This window comes from Enterococcus ratti (assembly GCF_001886195.1).
Classification (GTDB): Bacteria; Bacillota; Bacilli; order Lactobacillales; family Enterococcaceae; genus Enterococcus_B; species Enterococcus_B ratti.
The window spans coordinates 108,294-130,494 of record NZ_JXLB01000002.1; the positions used below are offsets into that span (position 1 = coordinate 108,294).

The window sequence follows — 22,201 nt, forward strand, 5'->3', positions numbered from 1 at the left end:
TTTTTTGAAGTATTTTATTGCATTTATTTTTTTTATATGGTAAACTTGAAAATTTAAAAAAAGTATGGTATATTAAAAGACGAGGTGAATTGTATGCCAACAACTTTAGCTACAATCAAAAAAAGTCTAGAAGGTCGTATCGGCAGCCAAATCACGTTGGTTGCTCAAACAGGAAGAAAGCGTCAAACGGAACGCCGAGGCGTTTTAACGGAAACCTATTCTTCAGTGTTCGTTGTTGATTTAGATCCTGAAGAAAATTCTTTTGAACGAGTATCTTACAGCTATTCAGATGTACTTACTCGAACAGTCGAGATTGAGTTTTTAACTGAAGCAGTTTAAAAAGCAAGCGAGCCTAGTTTTTTATAAGGTTCGTTTGCTTTTTTGTATTAAAATCGTTATGCTGATAAAAAAGAGAAATGGGAGGCATTTTCATAATGGAACACTATGTAAAAAAATTTGCAGATTTAACGACTCAAAATTTTTATGAAATTGTAAAAGAACGCATTGCTGTTTTTGTAGTAGAACAAAATTGCCCCTATCAAGAAGTGGATGAGATTGACGCACAAGCTTGGCATACTTATTTTAAAGATGAAGAAGGGAAGATTACTGCTTACACACGTATTTATAAAGAAGAAGGTACGATCCATTTTGGTCGGGTGTTAGTGAATAAAGAGCATCGTAAAGAAGGGCTAGGACGAATAATTGTTCAACGTACGATTGAAACAATTGAAAGAAATTATCCTGAGATGCCTATTGTCATTGGTGCCCAAGTTTATCTACAATCTTTCTATGAGTCATTTGGCTTTAAAGCGATTTCAGATGTTTATTTAGAAGATGATATTCCTCATATTGATATGAAAAGAGCCTAGCTTGGGTATTATTTTGAAAAATCACACAAGACGGTTAGAAAATACCATTGAAATGTTACTTACTTGTATTGTTATCTTTCTAAACATGTCATAGAATAAATAATAGTAGCAACAAATAAAATCACAACAAAAAATGCACAGTCCTCAGACCAAAGATGGGCGCTCGTAGACACAACAAGCCGAAGAATCTGAAAAATAGAAAAAGCTATTTTCGGATTCGTTGGCTTATTTTTTTATTCCTATCTTCTTTTTTCAAAATTGGCCTATTTTATTTTTTGGTTGGATCGGCTGTGACTTGTGTTGTTGGACGGCCATTCTTTTCTGCTGTTTGTTGTGCAAGAAGATCACGAATATCGCTAAGATAATCTTCGGCAGTTGGAGTTGCAGGCGTTTCTTCTTCTTTTGTGGGGCGCAATTTTTTTGCGTGATTTGCTGCTTTAACAACTAAAAACAATACAAATCCTGTGATGAGAAATGTAATAATGGCACTAATCACATCCCCAAAAGCAAAAGTTACTCCTTTTGTAGGAGACCAATCTAATATGGAAAGAGCGCCTTTTAAATCAGATGTTCCAGTAATCATTGCGACAACCCATCCAACAAGAGGTGTAATCAGTCCTTGAACCACTTGATTGACAATACTTGTAAAAGCACTACCAATAACGACCCCAACGGCTAAGTCTAACACGTCTCCACGCATAATAAACTCTTTAAATTCTTTAATCATTTTATTCCTCCTCTCTTTATCATTAGTATAACGAAGAATAAAAAAATATAAAAACAACACGCATTTACGGCAGGAGTCTTTAGTTTAACTACTTCTATGCTATACTATAAAGTGACTCTTAGATAATGCAAGAGAGAATGAAAGCAGTAAAAAATAGCCGTCGCATATTTTTTAATCTTTAAGATAAAAAAGCTATATGGGAGAACGAACTGCTAACAAAGGAGAATATACTATGACATATCAATTGGCAGAGGGTGTGAACCTTCATGTTTTGCAAACCAAACAATACAAAACGGTTCGTATTTATGTTCGCTTTACTACGCTTTTAGAAAAGGAAGTCATTACGAAACGCTCACTATTAAGTAGTTTGTTAGAAACGAATAGTCTAAATTATCCGGACCAGACGCAACTACGTGCTAAATTAGCAGACCTTTATGGGGCCAGTTTTGGGGTTTCGGTAGGAAAAAAAGGCAATCTTCATTGGCTGAATACGATGATCAATTTTGTCAATGGCAAATACGTCAATGATGTAACCCTTTTAAAACAAGCAGTAGAGTTTTTAAAAGAAATTCTTTTTTTCCCAAATATCAAAGAAAAAAAATTTGATCAATTGACATTTGATTTAGAAAAAAATAACTTGAAGCTTTACTTAGAAAGCTTAAGTGAGGATAAGCAAACTTTGGCTTCTCTTTTTCTTCAGGAATTGTATTTTGAACGATCAGATGCCCAAAAAATCCCAAGTGTGGGCTCTATTGAGGAGCTGCAGGTACTTACAGCAGAAGCATTAGCTATGTATTACAATCAAATGATGTCAAAAGATCAGATAGACATTTTTGTAATTGGAGATGTATCTTCTGAAGAAGTTCAAAAGGCTTTGAGTGATTTACCATTTGCAGATAGAGAAATGTTACACCCAGAAATTTTTTATACACAGCCGCAAGAAAATGTTATCAAAGAACGGGAAGTAAAAGAATCCGTTACCCAAGCGAAATTAAACCTAGCTTATCAGACAAACATTTACTATGATCAGCCTGCACGTTTTCCTTTGATCGTTTTCAACGGTTTATTCGGAGGATTTCCCCATTCTAAGCTATTTATGAATGTTCGAGAAAAAGAAAGTTTAGCCTATTATGCTTCTAGTAGTGTGGATTCTTTTCGGGGAGTTTTGAACGTACAAACGGGGATTGACGGGAGAAAACGCAATCAAGTATTGCATTTAATTCATGAACAATTAGAAAGTTTACAAAACGGTGAGGTAACAGAACTTGAATTGGCACAAACAAAAGCTATGTTAAGAAATCAGTATTTATTATCGTTAGATGCACCTCAAGCAGCAATTGAGACAGCATATTTAAATAGCTGGTTGCCAACTACGAAACTAACAGACGAGGAATGGTTAAAGCGAATAGACAAGGTGACGGTTGAAGAGGTCCAACAAGTAGCTCGAAAAATTAAGTTGCAGGCGATATTCTTTTTAGATGGAGGAACAGTAAATGATTAAAACAGAATATTCCCAAATTAATGAAACACTGTACCATGAAGTACTGCCAAACGGATTGACCGTTTATTTATTACCTAAAAATGATTACCATAAAACTTATGGGTTATTTAGTACAAATTATGGTTCAATTGACAACGAATTTGTTCCGTATGGTACAAATGAAAAGATAAAAGTTCCTGATGGTATTGCACATTTCTTAGAACACAAATTATTTGAAAAAAAAGATGGCGATGTTTTTCAATTGTTTGGGCAACAAGGAGCTTCAGCTAATGCTTATACAAGTTTTACTAAAACGAGTTATCTGTTTTCCACAACAGATCAAGTAGAAAAAAATTTGCTTACTTTATTGGATTTTGTTCAAGCACCTTATTTTACAGAGGAAACAGTCAATAAAGAAAAAGGAATTATCGCACAGGAAATTCAAATGTATGAAGATGATCCGAATTGGCAGATGTTTTTTGGAATTTTAAATAACTTATACCCTAAGCATCCTTTACACATTGATATTGCAGGAACTGTTGAAAGCATCGAAACCATTACTGCTAAAGATTTATATACGTGTTATCATACTTTTTACCATCCAAGCAACATGGTTTTATTTGTTGTAGGAAAGCTAGAACCGGAAAGTCTGATGGCGTTGATTCGTCTCAACCAATCAGCAAAAAAATTTCCGCCAACTCAAAAAATTAAACGTTATTTTCCTAAAAATACAGATGACATCATTAAGAAGAAAATATTGAGTTCAGCAATTACACGCAACAAGTTTGTGCTTGGGATCAAGGGTTTGGATACTCTACCAATAGCAGGAATTGAATTATTACGGTATAAAATAGCTATTAATCTTTTATTCCAACTTTTATTAGGAAATACCTCACAAAATTATTTGAAAATGTATAACGAAGGATTAATTGATGATAGTTTTGGTTTTGAGTTTAGTTTGGATCGGGAGTTTCATTTTGCTGATTTTAGCGGAGACACGGAGCAACCAGAAAAAGCAGCAAAAAAAACAAGAGATATCTTACTTAATTTTGAAAAAGATGAAGGATTAACTGAAGAAAATCTAACATTATTAAAGAAAAAAATGCTAGGAAAGTATTATCAATCGTTGAATTCAATTGAATATATTGCAAATCAATTTACACAAAATTTGTTTGGAAATCAGACCTTGTTTGATCTACCGGTCATAATCGATTCGATTCAATTCGGTGATGTGTTAAATGCTGGGCAATCTTTTATTAAAAAAGGAGCAATGAGCGAATTTTATATGAAGCCAACTGTCCAAGATTGATGAATAATTGGGTTATTGCTTTAACAATAAACGAAAAAAATTTTTAAATTTCGTTTTAGAGTTAGGTGAATGTTTCCCCAGAAGTGCTTTATTTATGGTATTCTTAAGTAGGTTAATGCTAGAAAGTGTAAATTGGTTCTTTAATTTTTACTTTTGAATAAAAAAACGAGACCAATCAGTGGCAAAATATACTGATTAAAATAAACAGACTGGAGAAGATGAATGAGTGACTTTTGAAACCATCGGAGAAACATTAAAGCAGGCTCGCTTAAATAAGAAAATATCTTTAGATGAATTACAACAGATTACCAAAATTCAAAAACGTTATTTAGAAGCAATCGACAATGATGATTATGATCAATTGCCTGGGAAATTCTACGTTCGTGCATTTATTCGACAGTATGCCGAAGCCGTAGGTGAAGATGGCGACCATTTAGTTGATGTATTTGATGGTAAAAGTACATTATCAGCTGGAAAAGTGGTGCAACGTCCTGAGCCAGAATTTGTGAGTGGTTCTAGAAAAGCTATGCATCAAGAAGAATCGAATCTAAGTAAATTTTGGACAAGTCTTCCGGTAATTTTGCTAGGATTAGTAGCTTTAGCAATTATTATTGTTGTAGGTTATATGACATGGCAAGACCGACAAGCTGATCCTATTATTGGGGCTACATCTACCTCACTTACGGTAGATAATTCTGTGGTGCAAACAATCTCTTCAACCAAAGAGCAAAAGGAGTCTTTTTCAAAGAATACAGCATCAACAACTGAGTCAGTTCCAAAAGAAAAAAAGATGGTGATTACAGCCGACCAAGATACAGGTAGTGCTATTGCAGTTACTATCACAGATGCGAAAAAACCACTGACGCTCGAATTTATTGCAACAAATCGTGTTTGGATTGGTGTGTCCGTAAATAATACTTATGTTTATCAAGGAACGCTAGCAGCAAACGAAACGCAAAAGGCACAATTACCGGAAACTGCAACAAATGCTACAATTACTCTAGGTGCTGCAAGTAATGCTACTATTAAAGCCAATGGAGAAGAAATCCCTATTAACTCAGGAGCGGATAATCAAAATCCTAAAAATGTAACGTTGGCTTTACGATATGTAGAGTGAGCATCTATTCAACAGACGAAGGAATTTAGATGAAGTGTTAAGACAAGTGTTTGGGATAGTCTGTCTTACTTACTTGTCTTTTCTTATTTTTAAGGGAACTACTCGTTGTTTTTATCACTTTCTCATACACTCTCTTATGAAAAAAATCGATGATTATTGGTGGAAAGTTTAAGCAGACTCACGTAGAATAAGGAAGAAAGGAGTCGATAGTGTGAACTTACCAAATAAATTAACGGTTCTTAGGATTTGTATGATTCCGCTTTTTATTTTAATCGTTGGACTACCATTAGATTGGGGACAGCTAACGGTAGGAACAACAACACTTGCTATTACACAAATAGTAGGAGCAGTTATTTTTGCTTTAGCAAGTATCACCGATTGGTTAGATGGAAAAATTGCGCGAGCAAGAGGATTAGTTACAAATTTCGGGAAATTTGCGGATCCCTTAGCAGATAAAATGTTAGTCATGACGGCTTTTATTATGTTAGTAGAACAAGGAAAAGCGCAAGGATGGATTGTGGCCATTATCGTTTGTCGAGAATTAGCTGTCACAGGACTTCGATTATTATTAGTAGAACATGGTGAAGTAATGGCGGCTGCTTGGCCGGGAAAAGTAAAAACCGTTACACAAATGCTTGCCATTATTTTATTATTTATTAATAATGTTCCTTTTAATTTATTGAATCTCCCAGTTGCTCAACTAATGTTATATACTTGCCTAGTCTTCACGATTTATTCAGGTGTTGATTACTTTGTAAAAAATAGTGGTGTTTTTAAAGGCTCAATGTAGAGTATAAAAAAGTAATTTAATTCTAAAAAACAGAAAACAAAAATCCTCAAAATCATTTTTTATATTTTGAGGATTTTTGTTTTCGCTGTAAAAAAGTCACTTACTTTAAAATGTTGTCATCATGAAAACATCAGGAAGTTGTTAAACAGAACATAACTTTTATCTTTTTTACGTTACTAAAAAAGATGAGTAAATGATAAAAGAAACTTTTAGTAATTAGCGTATACTATTGAGTAGGTAATGTGCAAATTCAAGTGAAATCAGAAATCTTTATCAACGGATCAAACAGTCAATTAAGGAAGCGAAGAACATGAAATCAGAAATTATAGCTGTAGGAACGGAACTTTTACTTGGTCAAATTGTTAATACCAATGCGGCTTTTTTATCAGAACAATTAGCAGGGCTTGGTATTGATGTTTATTATCAAACTGTAGTAGGAGATAATCCAATTCGTTTACAAAAGTCAATCCAATTAGCAGAAACAAGAAGTGATTTAATTATTTTATGTGGAGGGCTAGGGCCGACAAAAGATGATTTAACCAAAGAAGTGATAGCAAGACATCTTAGAAAAGCCTTGATTCAAAATACAGAAGGATACAAGAAATTATTGGCATTTTTTGAAACGACAAAGCGAAAAATGACAGAAAACAATTTACAACAGTCACAAATAATAGAAGGAGGGATTGCTTTACCTAATCGTACAGGGTTGGCATTAGGCACTTTTTATCAAACGGATTATCATACGTATCTTTTATTGCCGGGACCGCCAAATGAATTGCAACCAATGTTTACTGAACAAGTAAGACCATTGCTGAAAGAAAAATTTTCCTCGGAAGAAAAAATCATTTCAAAGGTTTTGCGCTTTTATGGTATAGGAGAATCACAATTAGTAACCGAATTAAAAGAGTTAATTGAAACACAAATTAATCCAACGATTGCACCTTATGCGAAAACAAATGAAGTTACTTTACGCTTAACAGTGAAAACAAAAGAGGCACATGCAGGAAATCAAGCTTTACTGGCATTGGAAGAAAAAGTTCTGGCTAAAGTAGGAGAATACTTTTATGGTTATGGAGAGGACAATTCACTGGTTAAAGTTGTTGTAGAGTTATTAAAAGAAAAGAAAAAGACAATTACTGCTGCTGAAAGTTTGACAGCTGGTGCCTTTCAAGCAGCTTTAGGAGATATTCCGGGAGCTTCCATGGTTTTTCCGGGAGGATTTATTACCTATTCTTTGGAAACAAAAGCAGATTTCTTAAATATTGATCGAGGCTTATTGAAAAAGCATGGTACAGTTAGCAAAGAATGCGCTAAACAAATGGCAGTGCATTCACGAATTCTTGCAGATACAGATTACGGTATTGCGTTTACTGGTGTTGCTGGTCCTGAAACATTAGAAAATCAACCTGCTGGAACTGTCTGGATTGCTATAGCTTCAAGAAATGGTGAGATTTTTTCACAAAAGTATCAATTCACGGGAGAACGTTTTGCTATACGTCACCATGCCATCATGCAAGGATGTGATCTTATTAGAAAGCAACTTTTAAGAAAAAGATAAATGCGAATATTTGTTCGGGTTTCTCTTGATTTTTATCAAGAGAAACGATATCATTAGATTAATGAAATATCGCACTGATTTGTGAAAATAAGGAGGATTATCGTATTGGCAGATGATCGTAAGGCAGCTTTAGATGCTGCGTTGAAAAAAATTGAAAAGAACTATGGTAAAGGATCAATTATGAAATTAGGGGAAAAAATTGATCAACAAGTTTCTACCATCCCAAGTGGTTCTCTTGCATTAGATGTTGCGCTAGGAGTTGGTGGTTATCCACGTGGTCGAATTATTGAAGTTTATGGTCCTGAAAGTTCCGGGAAAACTACCGTTGCTTTACATGCAATTGCTGAAGTACAAAAAAATGGTGGGACAGCAGCTTTTATTGATGCGGAGCATGCCTTAGACCCACAATACGCACAAAAATTGGGCGTGAATATTGACGAATTGTTGCTTTCACAACCAGACACTGGTGAACAAGGGTTAGAAATTGCTGATGCTTTAGTATCAAGTGGAGCAATAGATATTGTTGTTGTTGATTCTGTGGCAGCTTTAGTTCCACGCGCAGAGATTGATGGTGAAATGGGCGATTCTCATGTTGGGTTACAAGCACGCTTGATGTCACAAGCGTTGCGTAAATTATCTGGTTCGATTAATAAAACGAAAACAATTGCCATTTTCATCAATCAAATTCGTGAAAAAGTAGGTGTTATGTTTGGAAATCCTGAAGTTACACCGGGTGGTCGAGCATTGAAATTTTATGCTACGATTCGTTTAGAAGTACGTCGAGCAGAACAATTAAAACAAGGAACAGACATTGTTGGTAACCGTACAAAGATCAAAGTGGTCAAAAATAAAGTGGCGCCACCTTTCAAAATCGCAGAAGTAGATGTGATGTATGGACAAGGGATTTCTCAAGAAGGAGAACTACTTGATATGGCGGTTGAAAAAGATATTGTAGATAAAAGTGGTGCTTGGTACTCTTATAAAGAGGAACGTATCGGACAAGGGCGTGAGAATGCCAAAATTTATATGGCTAATCATCCAGAAATGATGGCAGAAATTTCTACACTCGTTCGAGCTGCTTATGGAATTGGTGAAGAAGTAGTAACTTCAGAAGAAATGCAGGAAGAATTACCGCTAAAAGAGTAAAAACTTTGATTCTGTTTATTGTATGAGACTATGTTTTGTGTACTTAATCTTCCTTCATGTAAATGTTTTTAATGTGATAAGCCGAAGTTTTTAAAAATTCGGCTTATTTTTGTACATCTATAAAGAGAATTCTCCAGCTCAGAAAAGTTGGGATTTTTCTAATAAGAAAAGCATATCCTTTTTTTGAGTAAAATATGTATGATCATGTCAAATAATTCCATAGTGTTTAGAAGTTTATCCTTTGATTAATTATAAATAATAAACGTTATTCTAAATCTATTTTAGCTTATTCTTATTCGTAAAACATCCGTTAAATGAAAAAGTACGTAAGCTGTTTCTTATGTATTTAAAGTTGACACTGTGGAGGACAAACATTAGAATAAACATGTGCAAGTTTTTGTACATCTATGCATAATTGCATATTGACGATTTTAGAGTACTTTATCATAAAAGTTATGTAGATGATAAAAATGAAAAAGATAGTATGGAGGTGGATTTTTATGGTAGTCAACATTCTCCTCGCTATCATCGGTTTAATTGTCGGTCTTGGTTTAGGGTTTACGATTGCAAAGTCACGTCACGAAAAAGAAATAGCTGGTGCACAATCATCAGCAGTTGAAATTATTAATCGTGCAAAAAAAGAAGCAGAAACTCTAAAAAAAGAAGCATTGTTAGAAGCTAAGGAAGAAAATCAGAAATATCGATCTGAAGTTGAAAGTGAGCTGAGAGAAAGTAAGTTAGAATTAAAATCTCAAGAAAATCGATTGATTCAGCGTGAACAAACATTGAATCGTAAAGATGACTCATTGGAAAAACGTGAGAGCTCACTTGAAAGTAAGGAAGAGGTACTTAGTTCGAAACAGCAATTGATTGAAGAGCGAGAAAAAGACGTTGAAAAGTTGATTGAAGAGCAGCAAAAAGAATTAGAAAAAATTGCTGGAATGTCAAAAGAAGAAGCAAAAGATGTCATCATGAAGTCAACGGAAGAAGAATTGAATCATGAATTGACGGTGATGGTAAAAGAGTCGGAACAACGAGCAAAAGAAGAAGCAGATCGTAAAGCAAAAAATCTTTTATCATTAGCAATTCAACGCTGTGCAGCGGACCAAGTATCTGAAACAACTGTATCCGTTGTAACTTTACCAAATGATGAAATGAAAGGACGTATCATTGGGCGTGAAGGACGAAACATTCGAACATTGGAAACGTTGACAGGCATTGATTTGATTATTGACGACACACCAGAAGCTGTGGTACTTTCAGGATTTGATCCAATTCGCAGAGAAATTGCACGGATGACTTTAGAAAAATTGATTCAAGATGGACGTATTCATCCTGCACGTATCGAAGAGATGGTCGAAAAATCACGTAAAGAAATGGATGAACGAATACGAGAATATGGGGAAGAGGCAGCCTTTGAAGTTGGTGCGCACACGCTTCATCCAGACTTGATTAAAATAATGGGCCGTCTTCATTTTAGAACAAGTTACGGTCAAAATGTTTTAAAACATTCAGTAGAAGTTGCGAAATTATCAGGTATACTGGCTGCGGAGTTAGGTGAAGATATTCAATTAGCTAAACGTGCTGGGTTGCTTCACGATATTGGAAAAGCGTTAGATCATGAAATTGAAGGTTCTCACGTTGAAATTGGAGCAGAGTTGGCTACAAAGTATAAAGAAAATCCTGTCGTTATTAATGCGATCGCCTCACATCATGGCGACGTTGAGGCTACTTCGGTCATCTCCGTATTAGTGGCGGCTGCCGATGCACTCTCAGCTGCTCGTCCAGGGGCTAGAAGTGAGTCATTAGAAAATTATATTCGTCGTTTAAGAAGTTTAGAAAATATTTCCAACAGCTTTACTGGTGTAGAATCAAGTTACGCTGTACAAGCTGGACGAGAAGTTCGAGTAATGGTGAAACCGGAAGAAATTTCTGATTTAGAGGCTGTTCGTTTAGTAAGAGATATCAGAAAGCGGATTGAAGAAGAATTAGATTATCCGGGACATATCAAAGTAATTGTTATTCGTGAAACACGTGCGACAGATTATGCCAAATAAAAGGAATAAAGTGATTAAAAAAGTGAGACAATCATCAATTTTTTCTGATGATTGTCTCACTTTTTTGTTTTTATGGTATGCAAAAAGTACGCTACAATGTTCTCCATAAAATGCCATTGATTAACTTATTGTAGCCGACTTAAATCGAACAGAATATTTTTGATTTAGTCATTTTCGTAATAGGATCTTCTCGTTAAATTTGCGATAGACATTGCTCCAACATTTAACTTGTGAGCCTCCCTAATGGAATATCTTAAGACAAGCGATGCTTCCATCATTGTTATCTAAATAGTCGTGAATGAACCTAATTTGCGTTCAAAAGTATATTTAGCTATAAAAAATACCGTTCTCCAAAAATTTAATTTTTGGGGGCGGTACACCACTGTCGGTATTTTTATTAAGGGGCTATTTTTCTAGCATTTCTTGATCTTTTTTTATGGTTGCGTTAATTCCTGTGATGATGGCGGGAATAAAACCAGCTTCTTCTAAAGCAACAACGCCAGCAACAGTTGTGCCTCCCGGAGAAGAGACTTGATCAACTAATTCCCAAGGATTTTCATCACTTGAAAGAAATTTTTGACAAGACCCTATAATTGCTTTAGCAGCAATCTCAGTAGCTAGTTTTTTAGGTAAGCCGTTGAATACGCCAGCTCGTCCCATTGCATCAATGAACATATAGATAAATGCAGGTGAACTGCCGGCTAAACCAATAAATGTGCTGAAATTATTTTCTGCTAATGGGTACACACTACCAATGGATTCAAAAATTTCAGTGGTTTGTTTCATTTCACTGTAGGTAACTTCATGGCTTTTACAAATGGCAGATACTCCTGCGCCCACACTGACGTTTACGTTTGGCATCACACGAATAATTTTAGCCGTTGGATTATTCAAAGCTTTCGCTAAATCTTTAAGAGATTTTCCTGAAGCAATTGAAATAAAAAGTCGCTTATGACTATAATTTTTTAACTCTTGAAGGACATGGTCAATGATTTTTGGTTTGACGGCAAGCAAAATAATTTCTGCTTTTTTTGCTACTTCTTGATTGTTTTGACAGGCAATGACACCTGTTTTTTCTGCAAAATGTCGAGCATTTTCATAATGACCGCTTGAGACGAAAATATTTTCTTTAGCAACTGTTTCTTTTTCAATTAGTCCATTGATGATTGCTTGTGCCATGTTGCCTGTTCCGATAAATCCGATTTTCATGTTATCCTCTCCTTTTGTTTTAGCATAACTTTCTTTTTAATGAAGGGCAAGAATAAGAGGACTAGGTGACTAGTACATCAGTGGAAAAAATAGAATAAATAAGCTAACATTGCTTTATATAACAAATGAAGGAGGGAAAGGAAACTAGTGAAAAATAAACGACAATTGCTCCTTCAATGGGTGAAGGCGTACAGTTTGATTTTAAAGTTGATTCTTTTTAGTTTTTGTTGTGAATCAAGTAATTCACATTGCTCATGGAATGAGTTGGTAAGATGTGTGGCAAACAATGCAATAACAAAATTATTTGACAATAAGTTTAATGATTTTAGTTGGCTTGATCGGTATGTTACCGATGCTGCTATATGATTGGGTAGCCATTCGTGTTTTAGAAAGACAAGGAAAGCCTAAAATGAGGAGGCAAGATTTTTCTTCTTTGCTTTTGTTACGAATACAATCAATAATTTAGCAGGCTTTGGTGGAATTGTTGGTGCAAGCCTTCGTGCAAATTTTTATGGGGAAAAGACTAATCGGAAAATGGTGCTTGCTACCGTTTCAAAAGTAGCATTATTTTTGCTTACTGGGTTGTCTTTTTGGTCATTTTTGACATTTAGATGTATTTTTTACAACCAGCTAGTATTTTTAGAAGATATTGGATCTGGCTGCTTGGCGGTAGTTTATTAGCACCGGCTCTTTTTTTCTTTGCTTATTTAAAGAGAAAGACATTATTCGTGGAATTTTATCCTAAGGGATTATGGGGATTATTGCTAGCTTCTGTTGTAGGACAATGGACAGGCGCACTAATTACTTTTTTATCAATCGGATATTTCATGTGAGTAAATGTTTCATTACTTTCTATTTACCCAATGTTTATTATCGCCACATTAATTGGGATGTTGACGATGATTCCTAGCGGGGCAGGAACATTTGACGTATTGATGATTTTAGGAATGATCAGTTAGCGGTTCGTCAAGATGTTGCTGTGGTATGGTTACTTTATTATCGTTTATTCTATTATATTGTTTCATTTATAGTAGATTTATGTTTATTTTTGATGCATACAGGAGTAAAAGTAAATCGTTTTTTAGATAATATTTCTCGCCTGCTTTTTCAAAAAATTGCGCATTTTGCACTAGTCGCTGCTGTTTATTTTGCTGGTCTTACTTTCTATTATCACGAATCTTTCAGCAATTAGTCAATTCTTTCAGATTTTCATTTAATTTTTTAGATCAGGCATTGAATTTCTTGATTGGTTTTTTATTGCTGGGTCTAGGAAGAGCGTTGTCAATGAAAGTGAAAAAGGCATTTCCACCAACGGTCGTCTTATTAGCTTTTGGCATTTTTAACACTGTCACACGAACACTGTCTTGGCAATTAATTTTAGTTTATTTCTTGATTTTACTTGCTGTATGGCTGTCACATAAAGAATTTTATCATAAAAAATTTGTTTATTCATGGGGAGCCATTTTCTTTGATACCAGCTTATTTACCTTCTTATTTGTCGTGTATGCTATTGTTGGTTACCATAGTGGTAGTTTTTGGTCGAACAAGTTTACTGCCAATCACTTTATTTTATTTCCGTCAGATGAAGTTTGGTTTTCAGGTTTGGGGTTTAGGAGTTTCTTTACTGGCGTTAGTTGCACTTTATCAATATTTAGCTATGACACCTTTTGAGCTTGGTAGTAATTTATAAGTAAAAAGATTAAAACAATTGTTTAGCAAGTGGTCATGGAAACTCTACTAGTCATTATCTTTACTTATCCGGCTACAAGTACTACTATTATCAACAAAATGGTGAGGATAAAGTAGTTTTTGGCTATCAAGTTAAAGGAAATAAATGCTTTGTTTTAGGGGATCCAATTGGTCATCCGACATTGATTCGCCAAGCAACAGTTGAATTTATGAAAAAAGCGAATAGATGAAGCTGGGGTAGTTGATTTAACAACATCAGAAATATCTTGAATTAATCAAAAACTAGAATATCAGCGCTTAACAAATGAAGGGTATCATTTTACTTGGTATGAATGTTTGCCTGAAGAATTATTACCTGCTGTAAGGAGTATCTCAAATGATTGGTTACATGGTGCCAGAGAAAAATATTTTTCAGTTGGACGTTTTGAGGAAGCCTATTTATTTACTAGTGGCGTAGGAATTGTACGAAAAGGACAAAAAATTGTAGGTTTTATTACAGGAAAACCAACGTCAAAACAACAAGCAGAGTATGACTTATTACGCATATTGCTAAATGAACCTGAAGAGCTTTCCCATTATTTATTAGCAAATCTATTAGTCGTTTATCAAGAAAAAGGCTATCTTGAAGCCAATCTTAGTTTAGTTCCGTTAGTGAATGTTGGGGTAACTAATTTTTCTTTTTTCCAAGGACGAATAATGCATATTGTTTATAATTATGGAAGCTTCTTTTATTCTTTTCAGTCTACCTACGAAGAAAAGCTTCATTATGTTGCTCGTTGGGAAGGCGGATGCTTTGCTTATATGAAAGGAAGCAGTTTTACATTTGCCATTTTGCAATTGTTTATCTTAAATGGTAAAGGAAAAGAAGAAAAGCTTCATTTTACAGAAAAATTACTAACTGAATTATAATTTATAAGAAATGAATAGTAGATGTAAAATATAGATAACGTGAAAAAAGTCGAAAAATAGGTAGATTACAGGTATAAGCTATACTTTTATTTTCCCCTATGATAGAATACTTTCGACTTAGACTTTTTGAATGGGTGAGAGGATGGAACTGATAGAAAAAGCACCAGCTAAGATAAATTTGGGGCTGGATGTATTGTATAAGCGCCCTGATGGTTACCATGAACTGGAAATGGTAATGTCAAGTGTTGATTTGGCAGATCATTTGTTCTTTGAAGAATTACCTGAAGATCGGATCATTGTAGAGACAAATAAGGCATTTTTACCAGTAGATCAACGAAATAACGTTTTCCAAGCGGCAACGCTGGTAAAAAATAAGTATCAAATCAAAAAAGGTGTCAAAATTTTTGTTAAGAAAAATATTCCGGTTGCAGCTGGTCTTGGTGGAGGAAGTACTGATTGTGCAGCTGCATTAAGAGGGCTCAATCAATTGTGGAATCTCGGATGTTCTCTTAACGAATTAGCAGAAATCGGATTAGAAGTCGGCACGGATGTTCCCTATTGTGTTTATGGCAGTACAGCATTTGTAAGTGGCAAAGGAGAAAATGTTCAGGTTCTTTCCCCTATGCCTCAGTGCTGGGTAATCTTAGTAAAGCCTAAAATGAGTGTTTCTACCAGAACTGTCTTTCAAGAAATAGATGTTAAACAAATAACCCATCAAAACATTTATGGTTTAGTCGAAGCAGTTCAACGAAAAGACTACCAAACAATGATCAAAAAGATGGGAAATAGCTTAGAAAATGTGACTGGAAAGCGTCATCCAATTATTCATCAAATCAAAAATCGTATGTTAAAATATGGTGCAGATGCTGCCTTGATGAGTGGAAGTGGACCAACAGTATTTGCTTTGTGTCGACATTATTCAAGAGCGCAAAGAGTCTATAATGGACTTAAAGGATTTTGTGATGAAGTTTATTTAGTCCGTACGCTGTAAAAAAGGTGTCAAAAGTGCATTGAGCTAAGTATAAGTAGTAAGCAACGGTAAGAAAATTAATAAATCGTATCGTGTATTTTTTAACTTTTTGGGTGATTGTCGTTGTATAAATCAAATTTTTTGTTGTTTGGCTAGTTGTTCTTTTGTTGTAAGTAATTGTTTCAATTGTTGGGCATAATACACAACTTTTTGAACAGGAATAATTTGTTTGGTTTTTGCTAGATACGAATTCTGTGTCAATGAAAGTAAGTTTTTTGCTTTAAATAAGGCTTTTTGATCGGTGTTTTCCTTCAAAAGATTCTTTACCTTGCTTGACTCAAGCCTTCTAAATAATCAGGATGAGGAAACAGCTCGACAAGATTTAAAGCAAGTGTTGATAATTGGTTGGTAAAAAGTATTTCTAGTTCTAAAAAAGTTAGCTGTAAAGCGTATGAAGGTTTATTCTCATGCGCTTGATGTCACTTCAATTTGTTGATAAAAGCGCGCTAAGGCGCGTATCTCTTCATAAATTTTTGACGGCTGTTGTTTTTGTTTCCGTAAAAATTGAGTGTGTATTTGGGCAAGACGATGGGCATCGCGTTGATCGTTTTTTACTGAACGCAAGTCAATCGTCAGTTTTTTGCTTCTAAAGGATTTAATAAATAATAAAACAAACGGTTATTTTGACAAAAAGTTTCAATGACATTTGAATAAACACTCGTTGTCTCAAAAACAATTTATGGTGACTTCTGAAAGCACAGAAATTTCTTGTAGAAGCGTCTTAAAATGTGGTTTATCATGAGGAATTTCTTGTCCGAAAAGATAAGTATTTTCATAATAAATGAGGACTAACTTTTTCTCATTGAGACATCTAAAGTAAGTACATACATCGTTTTCATCTCCTAAAAATAAGCGTTGAACGGTTTTTCACTGCTTCATTTTGTTTCTAACTTCCTACACACGGTCTCGAAGCCCCAACATACTTAACCAGATTTTAAAATGACAGTGAAGGAGATCTTTTTTATTTGGGACTCGAAGTCCAAGAGAGCATGGATGGTCTTTCTTTCACATACAACTATACACTTTATCGAGTAATAGAGGGTCAATTCATCTGTCAATGAATTGACCCTTTAATCTTCGTATATTTTAATTAGAAAAATAGAAGGGTTATATGAATAAGTCATCAGTTGTTTTTCGTTTTATATCGGATTTATTTATGTAAATCAGAAATTGAAGGGTTTTTGTTGACGCACTTTTTTTATTTTGATACATTAAGGTTCGTTGATAAATCGTAATTTTACGATTTAAATGAAAGGAGAATAATATGAAGAAATATCTTTTTGGAGTTGTATTGACTATGGGAATGTTTCTATTTACTGCTTGTGGAAGTACTTCGCCGGAAACTTCAAAAAAAGAAATAAAGGTGGTTGCTACTTTTTATCCAATGTATGAGTTTACCAAAGAGGTGGTAGGAAATGAAGGTAGCGTGAAGTTATTAATACCTGCTGGGGTTGAACCACATGATTTTGAACCAAGTGCAAAAGAACAAGCAGAAATTGCAGATGCTGATGTTTTTGTTTATAACAGCCCGGATATGGAATTTTTCGTAAATTCACTCAAAGATTCGATTGATACGAAGAAAACAATGATGATTGAAGCGGCTAAAGGAATTAAGCGTTTAGAATCAGACGAAAAGAACCATAGTTATACTAAATCGTCGGCTGAACATTCTCATGAATATGATCCGCATGTTTGGTTAGATCCGGTTCTAGCGATCAAAGAAGTCAAGACAATTGCTGCAGGACTTGGAGAAAAATACCCAGATCAGAAAGAAAATTTTGATAAAAATGCAGAAGCATATATCAAAAAATTAGAACGGTTAAATCAAAAATACACAGATGAACTAGAGAATGCCAAAAATCGTACATTTGTTACGCAGCATACGGCGTTTGCTTACTTAGCTCATCAGTATAATCTAAATCAACAAGCAATTGCAGGTATTTCACCTGAACAAGAACCAACGCCGAGCCGTTTAGCAGAATTAAAAGATTTTATTAATAAAAATAACATTAAAGTAATCTATTTTGAAGAAAATGCTTCTTCTAAAGTTGCTGAAACGTTATCTAAAGAAACAGGTGTAAAGTTAGCCGTATTAAATCCATTAGAAAGTTTGTCCGATCAACAAATTCAAGCTGGAGAAAATTATATTTCAGTAATGGAAAAGAATTTGAATGAACTGAAAGAAAGTATTAATTAAAAACGGAGGTATGTTGCGTGCGATATATCGAAATATCTGATTTGACTTTTTATTATGACGAAGAACCCGTATTAGAAGACGTATCTTATCACGTAGATTCAGGAGAATTTGTTATTCTAACGGGAGAAAATGGTGCAGCAAAATCTACATTGATCAAAGCCTCTTTAGGATTGTTAAAACCTTTAAAAGGCACCATAAAAATTGCGAAAAAAAATCAAGAAGGACAAAAACTGAGTATTGGCTATATCCCACAACAAGTTGCTTCTTTTAATGCAGGTTTTCCTAGTACCGTCTTAGAGTTAGTACGTTCGGGTCGCTACCCAAGAGGTCGCTGGTTTAGGCGTCTTTCAGAAAAAGATCACCAACATGTGAAGCGTGCGTTAGACTCAGTAGGAATGTGGGAGATGCGTCATCGACGAATTGGTGAATTATCTGGCGGACAGAAACAGCGGATTAGCCTAGCACGTATTTTTGCGACAGACCCTGACTTATTTATCTTAGATGAGCCGACAACAGGAATGGATGAAGAATCTCGCAATGAATTTTATTGTTTACTTCGGCATAGTGCTCATGAACATGGAAAAGCCATTTTAATGATTACCCATGACCATGAAGATATCAAACAATATGTAGATCGACAAATTCGTTTGGTGAGGAAGGAGGATTCGCCGTGGCGCTGCTTTCATATGAATTCATGAGAAGGGCTTTTTTAGCTGCGGTTTTTATTGCAGGAATTGCACCCATGTTAGGTGTATTTTTGGTGATCCGTAGACAGTCTTTGATGGCAGATACCCTTTCACATGTTTCTCTAGCTGGAGTGGCTTTAGGTTTCTTTTTGAATATCAATCCGACAATGACTACAATGCTTGTTGTTGTGTTGGCCGCTGTGGTTTTAGAATATTTACGTACGATCTATCGTTCTTACTCAGAAATTTCCATTGCTATCTTAATGGCAGGAGGACTTGCACTCGCTTTAGTGCTAATGAATTTGAGTGGAGGAAATTCTGCTACGAGCATTCAGTCGTATCTTTTTGGATCTATTGTAACGATTGCTTGGGATCAGGTAATTTTTTTAGGGATTTTATTCGTGGTTATTGGAGTTTTGTTCTTTTTGTTTAAGCGACCAATGTACATTTTAACTTTTGATGAAGATACTGCTCATGTAGATGGTCTTCCAGTACACCGTATGTCAATGTTGTTTAATGTTATCACTGGAGTGGCAATTGCCGTGATGATTCCAATTGCAGGTGCACTGCTAATCTCGGCAATTATGGTTCTTCCTGCGGCTATTGGAATGCGTTTAGGTAAAAGTTTTAATGCAGTAATTGCTATTAGCATTTTTGTGGGGTTTGTTGGTATGCTATCAGGTTTAACAAGCTCTTTTTATGTAGATACCCCACCAGGAGCAACGATTACTTTAGTCTTTATCGCTTTGTTTCTTTTGGTTAATCTAATTAAGAAAATAGTCGTATCGTTTAAAAGAAAAAAAAGATAAATGAATAAAAAAAACAAACAATGAGCCGAAAAATTTTCTATTGTCATTTTTTTAAAATAGATACCGAACTATTTGCTTGTTTTTTTATAAAATGCTCGAATTTTTAAACAAAAACTTATATAATGTAAAACGATATAATTTCTTAAAAGGAGCTGGAATATGTGAAAGTACGTCGCAGTGAACGTCTTGTTGATATGACTCAGTATTTATTAGAGCACCCTCATGAATTAATTTCTCTAACAAGTTTTGCCGAGCGTTACAAATCTGCCAAGTCTTCCATCAGTGAAGATTTAGCAATTATCAAAAAAACATTTAAAGAAAGAGGCTACGGAACATTAGAGACAATACCGGGTGCTGCTGGAGGGGTATTGTTTATACCGGAAATTTCATATGAAGACGCAAAAAAATATATTGAGTCACTTGCTAAACGATTATCGGAACAAGATCGTTTGTTGCCTGGAGGATACGTTTATTTATCTGATTTATTAGGCGAACCGGAGTTGTTAAGACAAGTTGGAAAAATCATTGCTTCTAAGTATTTAGGTGAAAACATTGATGCAGTTATGACTGTTGCGACTAAGGGAGTACCTATTGCTCAAGCTGTATCTTATTACTTAAATGCACCATTTGTCATTGTACGGCGTGATTCAAAAATTACGGAAGGTTCGACGGTTAGCGTCAATTACGTTTCTGGTTCATCTGAACGTATTGAAAAAATGGAGTTATCCAAGAGAAGTCTTAAACGTGGTTCACGTGTTTTAGTCGTTGATGATTTTATGAAGGGTGGCGGCACAGTGAATGGAATGAAGAGTATGATTGAAGAATTTGAATCAGAGCTTGTGGGAATTACTGTTTTTGCTGAATCAAAATTTAATGGTCGTCGAGCAATTGATGATTATACCTCCTTGCTTTACGTTAAAGATGTTGATACAAAGACAAAAAATATTACAGTTGTACCGGGAAATTATTTTAGTTAAGTTATCATTAGGTAACAATTTGAACTTCTAGATAAATGACGAAAAAGGAAAGAGGTAGAGCAGTCTACTTGTTTCCTTTTTTCTATTTAATAAACGTTTTTAAATACTCATAGTAGTAAATGGTTTAGTTTGAAAAATGGCTAACTTGGTTGAAAAAATAAGGAGAGTGGGCTAAACTTAAACACAACAATACAATTAGGAGTGACGCAGTTGGACGGACGTTATGCAATTATTTTAGCAGCGGGAAAAGGAACTCGCATGAAGTCAAAACTATATAAAGTTTTGCACCAAGTCTCAGGAAAACCCATGGTTGAACATATTATCAATCGAGTAAGTGAGACAAAACCGGATCGGATTATTACGATTGTGGGACATGGTGCAGAACAAGTAAAAGCCCAGTTAGGAGACCGTAGTGAATATGCTTTACAAGCAGAGCAATTAGGAACTGGTCATGCAGTTTTGCAAGCTGTTCCTTTTTTAAAAGAAAAAAAAGGAACCACTCTTGTTATTAGTGGTGATACACCGTTACTAACAACTGAAACATTAAATAATCTTTTTGAATACCATCAAGGAAAGAATGCCAGTGCAACTATTTTAACAGCGCAAGCTGAAGACCCAACTGGTTACGGTCGTATTATTCGCGATCATGTCGGAATTGTTGAAAAAATCGTTGAGCAAAAAGATGCGACACCAGAAGAAGCTTTAGTTCAAGAAATCAATACGGGAACTTACTGTTTTGATAATCAAGCACTTTTTGAAGCTTTAGAAAAAGTGGGAACAGATAACGCACAGGGGGAATATTACTTAACGGACATCATTGAAATTCTTAAAGAGACAGGAAACACTGTGGCGGCCTATCAAACAGAAGATTTTGATGAATCAATGGGGGTGAATGACCGAATTGCATTAGCCAAAGCTAATGAGGTGATGCGCCATCGCATCAATAAAAGACATATGATTAATGGCGTAAGTTTCGTTGATCCTGCGACGACTTATATTGATGAGGGTGTAATGATTGGTTCTGATACAGTGATTGAAGCAGGTGTGCAGCTTCAAGGAAGTACAGTGATTGGTTCTGATTGTGTGATCGGTGCTCATTCACGCATTGTTGATAGTGTGGTTGAAGATCATGTAGTCATTGAAAACTCTGTCATAAAAAACAGTTATATAAAAAGCTATGCTGATGTGGGACCATTTGCACATTTACGTCCGAAAGCTGAAATCGGTGAAGGGGTTCATGTTGGGAATTTCGTGGAAGTGAAAAATGCTGATATCGGTAAGAATACAAAGGTCGGACATTTGACTTATGTGGGTGATGCTTCTTTAGGAGAAGAAATTAATGTAGGCTGCGGAGTTGTGTTTGTAAATTATGATGGGAAAAACAAACATCGTACGACCGTTGGGGATCATAGTTTTATTGGATCAAATGCCAATCTCATTGCGCCAGTGAAAATTGCTAAAAATACGTCTATTGCTGCTGGTTCAACGATCACTGAAGATATTCCTGAGTATGCTATGGCAATCGCCCGTGCAAGACAAGTGACCAAAGAAGAATACGCTAAAAAACTCCCTTATTTAAACTAAGAGTTTTGTAAAAAAACTTGATTTATTTAGAAAATATGACTAGTATTAATTGTTAGAA

The 22,201-nt window shown here is 35.0% G+C and carries 19 protein-coding genes and 1 pseudogene; 16 read left to right on the top strand and 4 right to left on the bottom strand.

The features are described from left to right. The first annotated feature begins 93 nt into the window (after positions 1 to 93). Both RV14_RS01350 and RV14_RS01355 read left to right on the top strand, forming a co-directional pair. Entirely contained in the window at positions 94 to 339 is a 246-nt protein-coding gene (locus tag RV14_RS01350; protein ID WP_071854552.1) for a Veg family protein, read from the top strand. 95 nt (positions 340 to 434) lie between these two features. Beyond that, on the top strand, positions 435 to 869 hold the full coding sequence (locus tag RV14_RS01355) for a GNAT family N-acetyltransferase (protein WP_071854553.1): 435 nt from the start codon (positions 435 to 437) through the stop codon (positions 867 to 869). Between the two features lie 268 nt (positions 870 to 1,137). On the opposite strand, the gene mscL is transcribed toward RV14_RS01355, so the two are convergent. Next, positions 1,138 to 1,596: a large conductance mechanosensitive channel protein MscL gene (mscL, locus tag RV14_RS01360; protein ID WP_071854554.1), complete on the bottom strand. Its 459-nt coding sequence runs from the start codon at positions 1,594 to 1,596 to the stop codon at positions 1,138 to 1,140. A gap of 232 nt (positions 1,597 to 1,828) precedes the next feature. On the opposite strand from mscL, the gene yfmF reads away from it, so the two are divergent. The 7 genes from yfmF (at position 1,829) to rny (ending at position 11,053) form a co-directional block, all read left to right on the top strand. Continuing rightward, positions 1,829 to 3,097, top strand: a complete 1,269-nt coding sequence (yfmF, locus tag RV14_RS01365; RefSeq protein WP_071854555.1) for an EF-P 5-aminopentanol modification-associated protein YfmF — start codon at positions 1,829 to 1,831, stop codon at positions 3,095 to 3,097. After that, positions 3,090 to 4,385 (top strand): EF-P 5-aminopentanol modification-associated protein YfmH, encoded by a 1,296-nt coding sequence (gene yfmH / locus RV14_RS01370; protein ID WP_071854556.1) that lies wholly within the window; start codon positions 3,090 to 3,092, stop codon positions 4,383 to 4,385. Before yfmF ends, yfmH begins: the two co-directional genes overlap by 8 nt. A gap of 226 nt (positions 4,386 to 4,611) precedes the next feature. After that, entirely contained in the window at positions 4,612 to 5,502 is an 891-nt protein-coding gene (locus RV14_RS01375; RefSeq protein WP_071854557.1) for a helix-turn-helix domain-containing protein, read from the top strand. 211 nt (positions 5,503 to 5,713) lie between these two features. Next, complete coding sequence (gene pgsA / locus RV14_RS01380; protein ID WP_071854558.1) at positions 5,714 to 6,292, top strand: CDP-diacylglycerol--glycerol-3-phosphate 3-phosphatidyltransferase; 579 nt, start codon at positions 5,714 to 5,716, stop codon at positions 6,290 to 6,292. Positions 6,293 to 6,602: 310 nt separating this feature from the next. Continuing rightward, on the top strand, positions 6,603 to 7,850 hold the full coding sequence (locus tag RV14_RS01385) for a competence/damage-inducible protein A (RefSeq protein WP_071854559.1): 1,248 nt from the start codon (positions 6,603 to 6,605) through the stop codon (positions 7,848 to 7,850). Positions 7,851 to 7,955: 105 nt separating this feature from the next. Further along, complete coding sequence (gene recA, locus RV14_RS01390) at positions 7,956 to 8,996, top strand: recombinase RecA (RefSeq protein WP_071854560.1); 1,041 nt, start codon at positions 7,956 to 7,958, stop codon at positions 8,994 to 8,996. A gap of 500 nt (positions 8,997 to 9,496) precedes the next feature. Further along, positions 9,497 to 11,053: a ribonuclease Y gene (rny, locus tag RV14_RS01395; RefSeq protein ID WP_071854561.1), complete on the top strand. Its 1,557-nt coding sequence runs from the start codon at positions 9,497 to 9,499 to the stop codon at positions 11,051 to 11,053. Between the two features lie 405 nt (positions 11,054 to 11,458). On the opposite strand, the gene proC is transcribed toward rny, so the two are convergent. Further along, positions 11,459 to 12,262, bottom strand: coding sequence for a pyrroline-5-carboxylate reductase (proC, locus tag RV14_RS01400; RefSeq protein ID WP_071854562.1), 804 nt, complete (start codon positions 12,260 to 12,262; stop codon positions 11,459 to 11,461). Between the two features lie 147 nt (positions 12,263 to 12,409). Here proC and RV14_RS01405 point away from each other — a divergent pair. Further along, a pseudogene (locus tag RV14_RS01405) lies at positions 12,410 to 14,860 on the top strand (phosphatidylglycerol lysyltransferase domain-containing protein). Positions 14,861 to 15,002: 142 nt separating this feature from the next. Next, positions 15,003 to 15,851 (top strand): 4-(cytidine 5'-diphospho)-2-C-methyl-D-erythritol kinase, encoded by an 849-nt coding sequence (gene ispE / locus RV14_RS01410; protein ID WP_071854563.1) that lies wholly within the window; start codon positions 15,003 to 15,005, stop codon positions 15,849 to 15,851. Positions 15,852 to 15,962: 111 nt separating this feature from the next. Here the strand turns inward: ispE and RV14_RS12500 are convergent, their stop codons facing one another. After that, a complete protein-coding gene (locus RV14_RS12500) occupies positions 15,963 to 16,145 on the bottom strand; it encodes a hypothetical protein (protein WP_245785433.1) in 183 nt (60 codons plus the stop codon). Positions 16,146 to 16,295: 150 nt separating this feature from the next. Next, positions 16,296 to 16,454, bottom strand: coding sequence for a hypothetical protein (locus RV14_RS12505; RefSeq protein ID WP_245785434.1), 159 nt, complete (start codon positions 16,452 to 16,454; stop codon positions 16,296 to 16,298). Positions 16,455 to 17,154: 700 nt separating this feature from the next. Here RV14_RS12505 and RV14_RS01420 point away from each other — a divergent pair. From RV14_RS01420 to glmU, 5 genes are all read left to right on the top strand, one after another. After that, positions 17,155 to 18,087 (top strand): metal ABC transporter substrate-binding protein, encoded by a 933-nt coding sequence (locus tag RV14_RS01420; protein WP_071854564.1) that lies wholly within the window; start codon positions 17,155 to 17,157, stop codon positions 18,085 to 18,087. 17 nt (positions 18,088 to 18,104) lie between these two features. Continuing rightward, positions 18,105 to 18,785 carry a metal ABC transporter ATP-binding protein gene (locus tag RV14_RS01425; protein WP_071854565.1) on the top strand — a complete coding sequence of 227 codons (681 nt, stop codon included), beginning with the start codon at positions 18,105 to 18,107 and terminating at the stop codon, positions 18,783 to 18,785. Continuing rightward, positions 18,758 to 19,582: a metal ABC transporter permease gene (locus RV14_RS01430; protein WP_071854566.1), complete on the top strand. Its 825-nt coding sequence runs from the start codon at positions 18,758 to 18,760 to the stop codon at positions 19,580 to 19,582. Before RV14_RS01425 ends, RV14_RS01430 begins: the two co-directional genes overlap by 28 nt. 161 nt (positions 19,583 to 19,743) lie before the next feature. After that, positions 19,744 to 20,559, top strand: a complete 816-nt coding sequence (purR, locus tag RV14_RS01435) for a pur operon repressor (RefSeq protein WP_071854567.1) — start codon at positions 19,744 to 19,746, stop codon at positions 20,557 to 20,559. 210 nt (positions 20,560 to 20,769) lie between these two features. After that, positions 20,770 to 22,143 (top strand): bifunctional UDP-N-acetylglucosamine diphosphorylase/glucosamine-1-phosphate N-acetyltransferase GlmU, encoded by a 1,374-nt coding sequence (gene glmU / locus RV14_RS01440; protein WP_071854568.1) that lies wholly within the window; start codon positions 20,770 to 20,772, stop codon positions 22,141 to 22,143. The last annotated feature ends 58 nt before the right edge of the window (positions 22,144 to 22,201 follow it).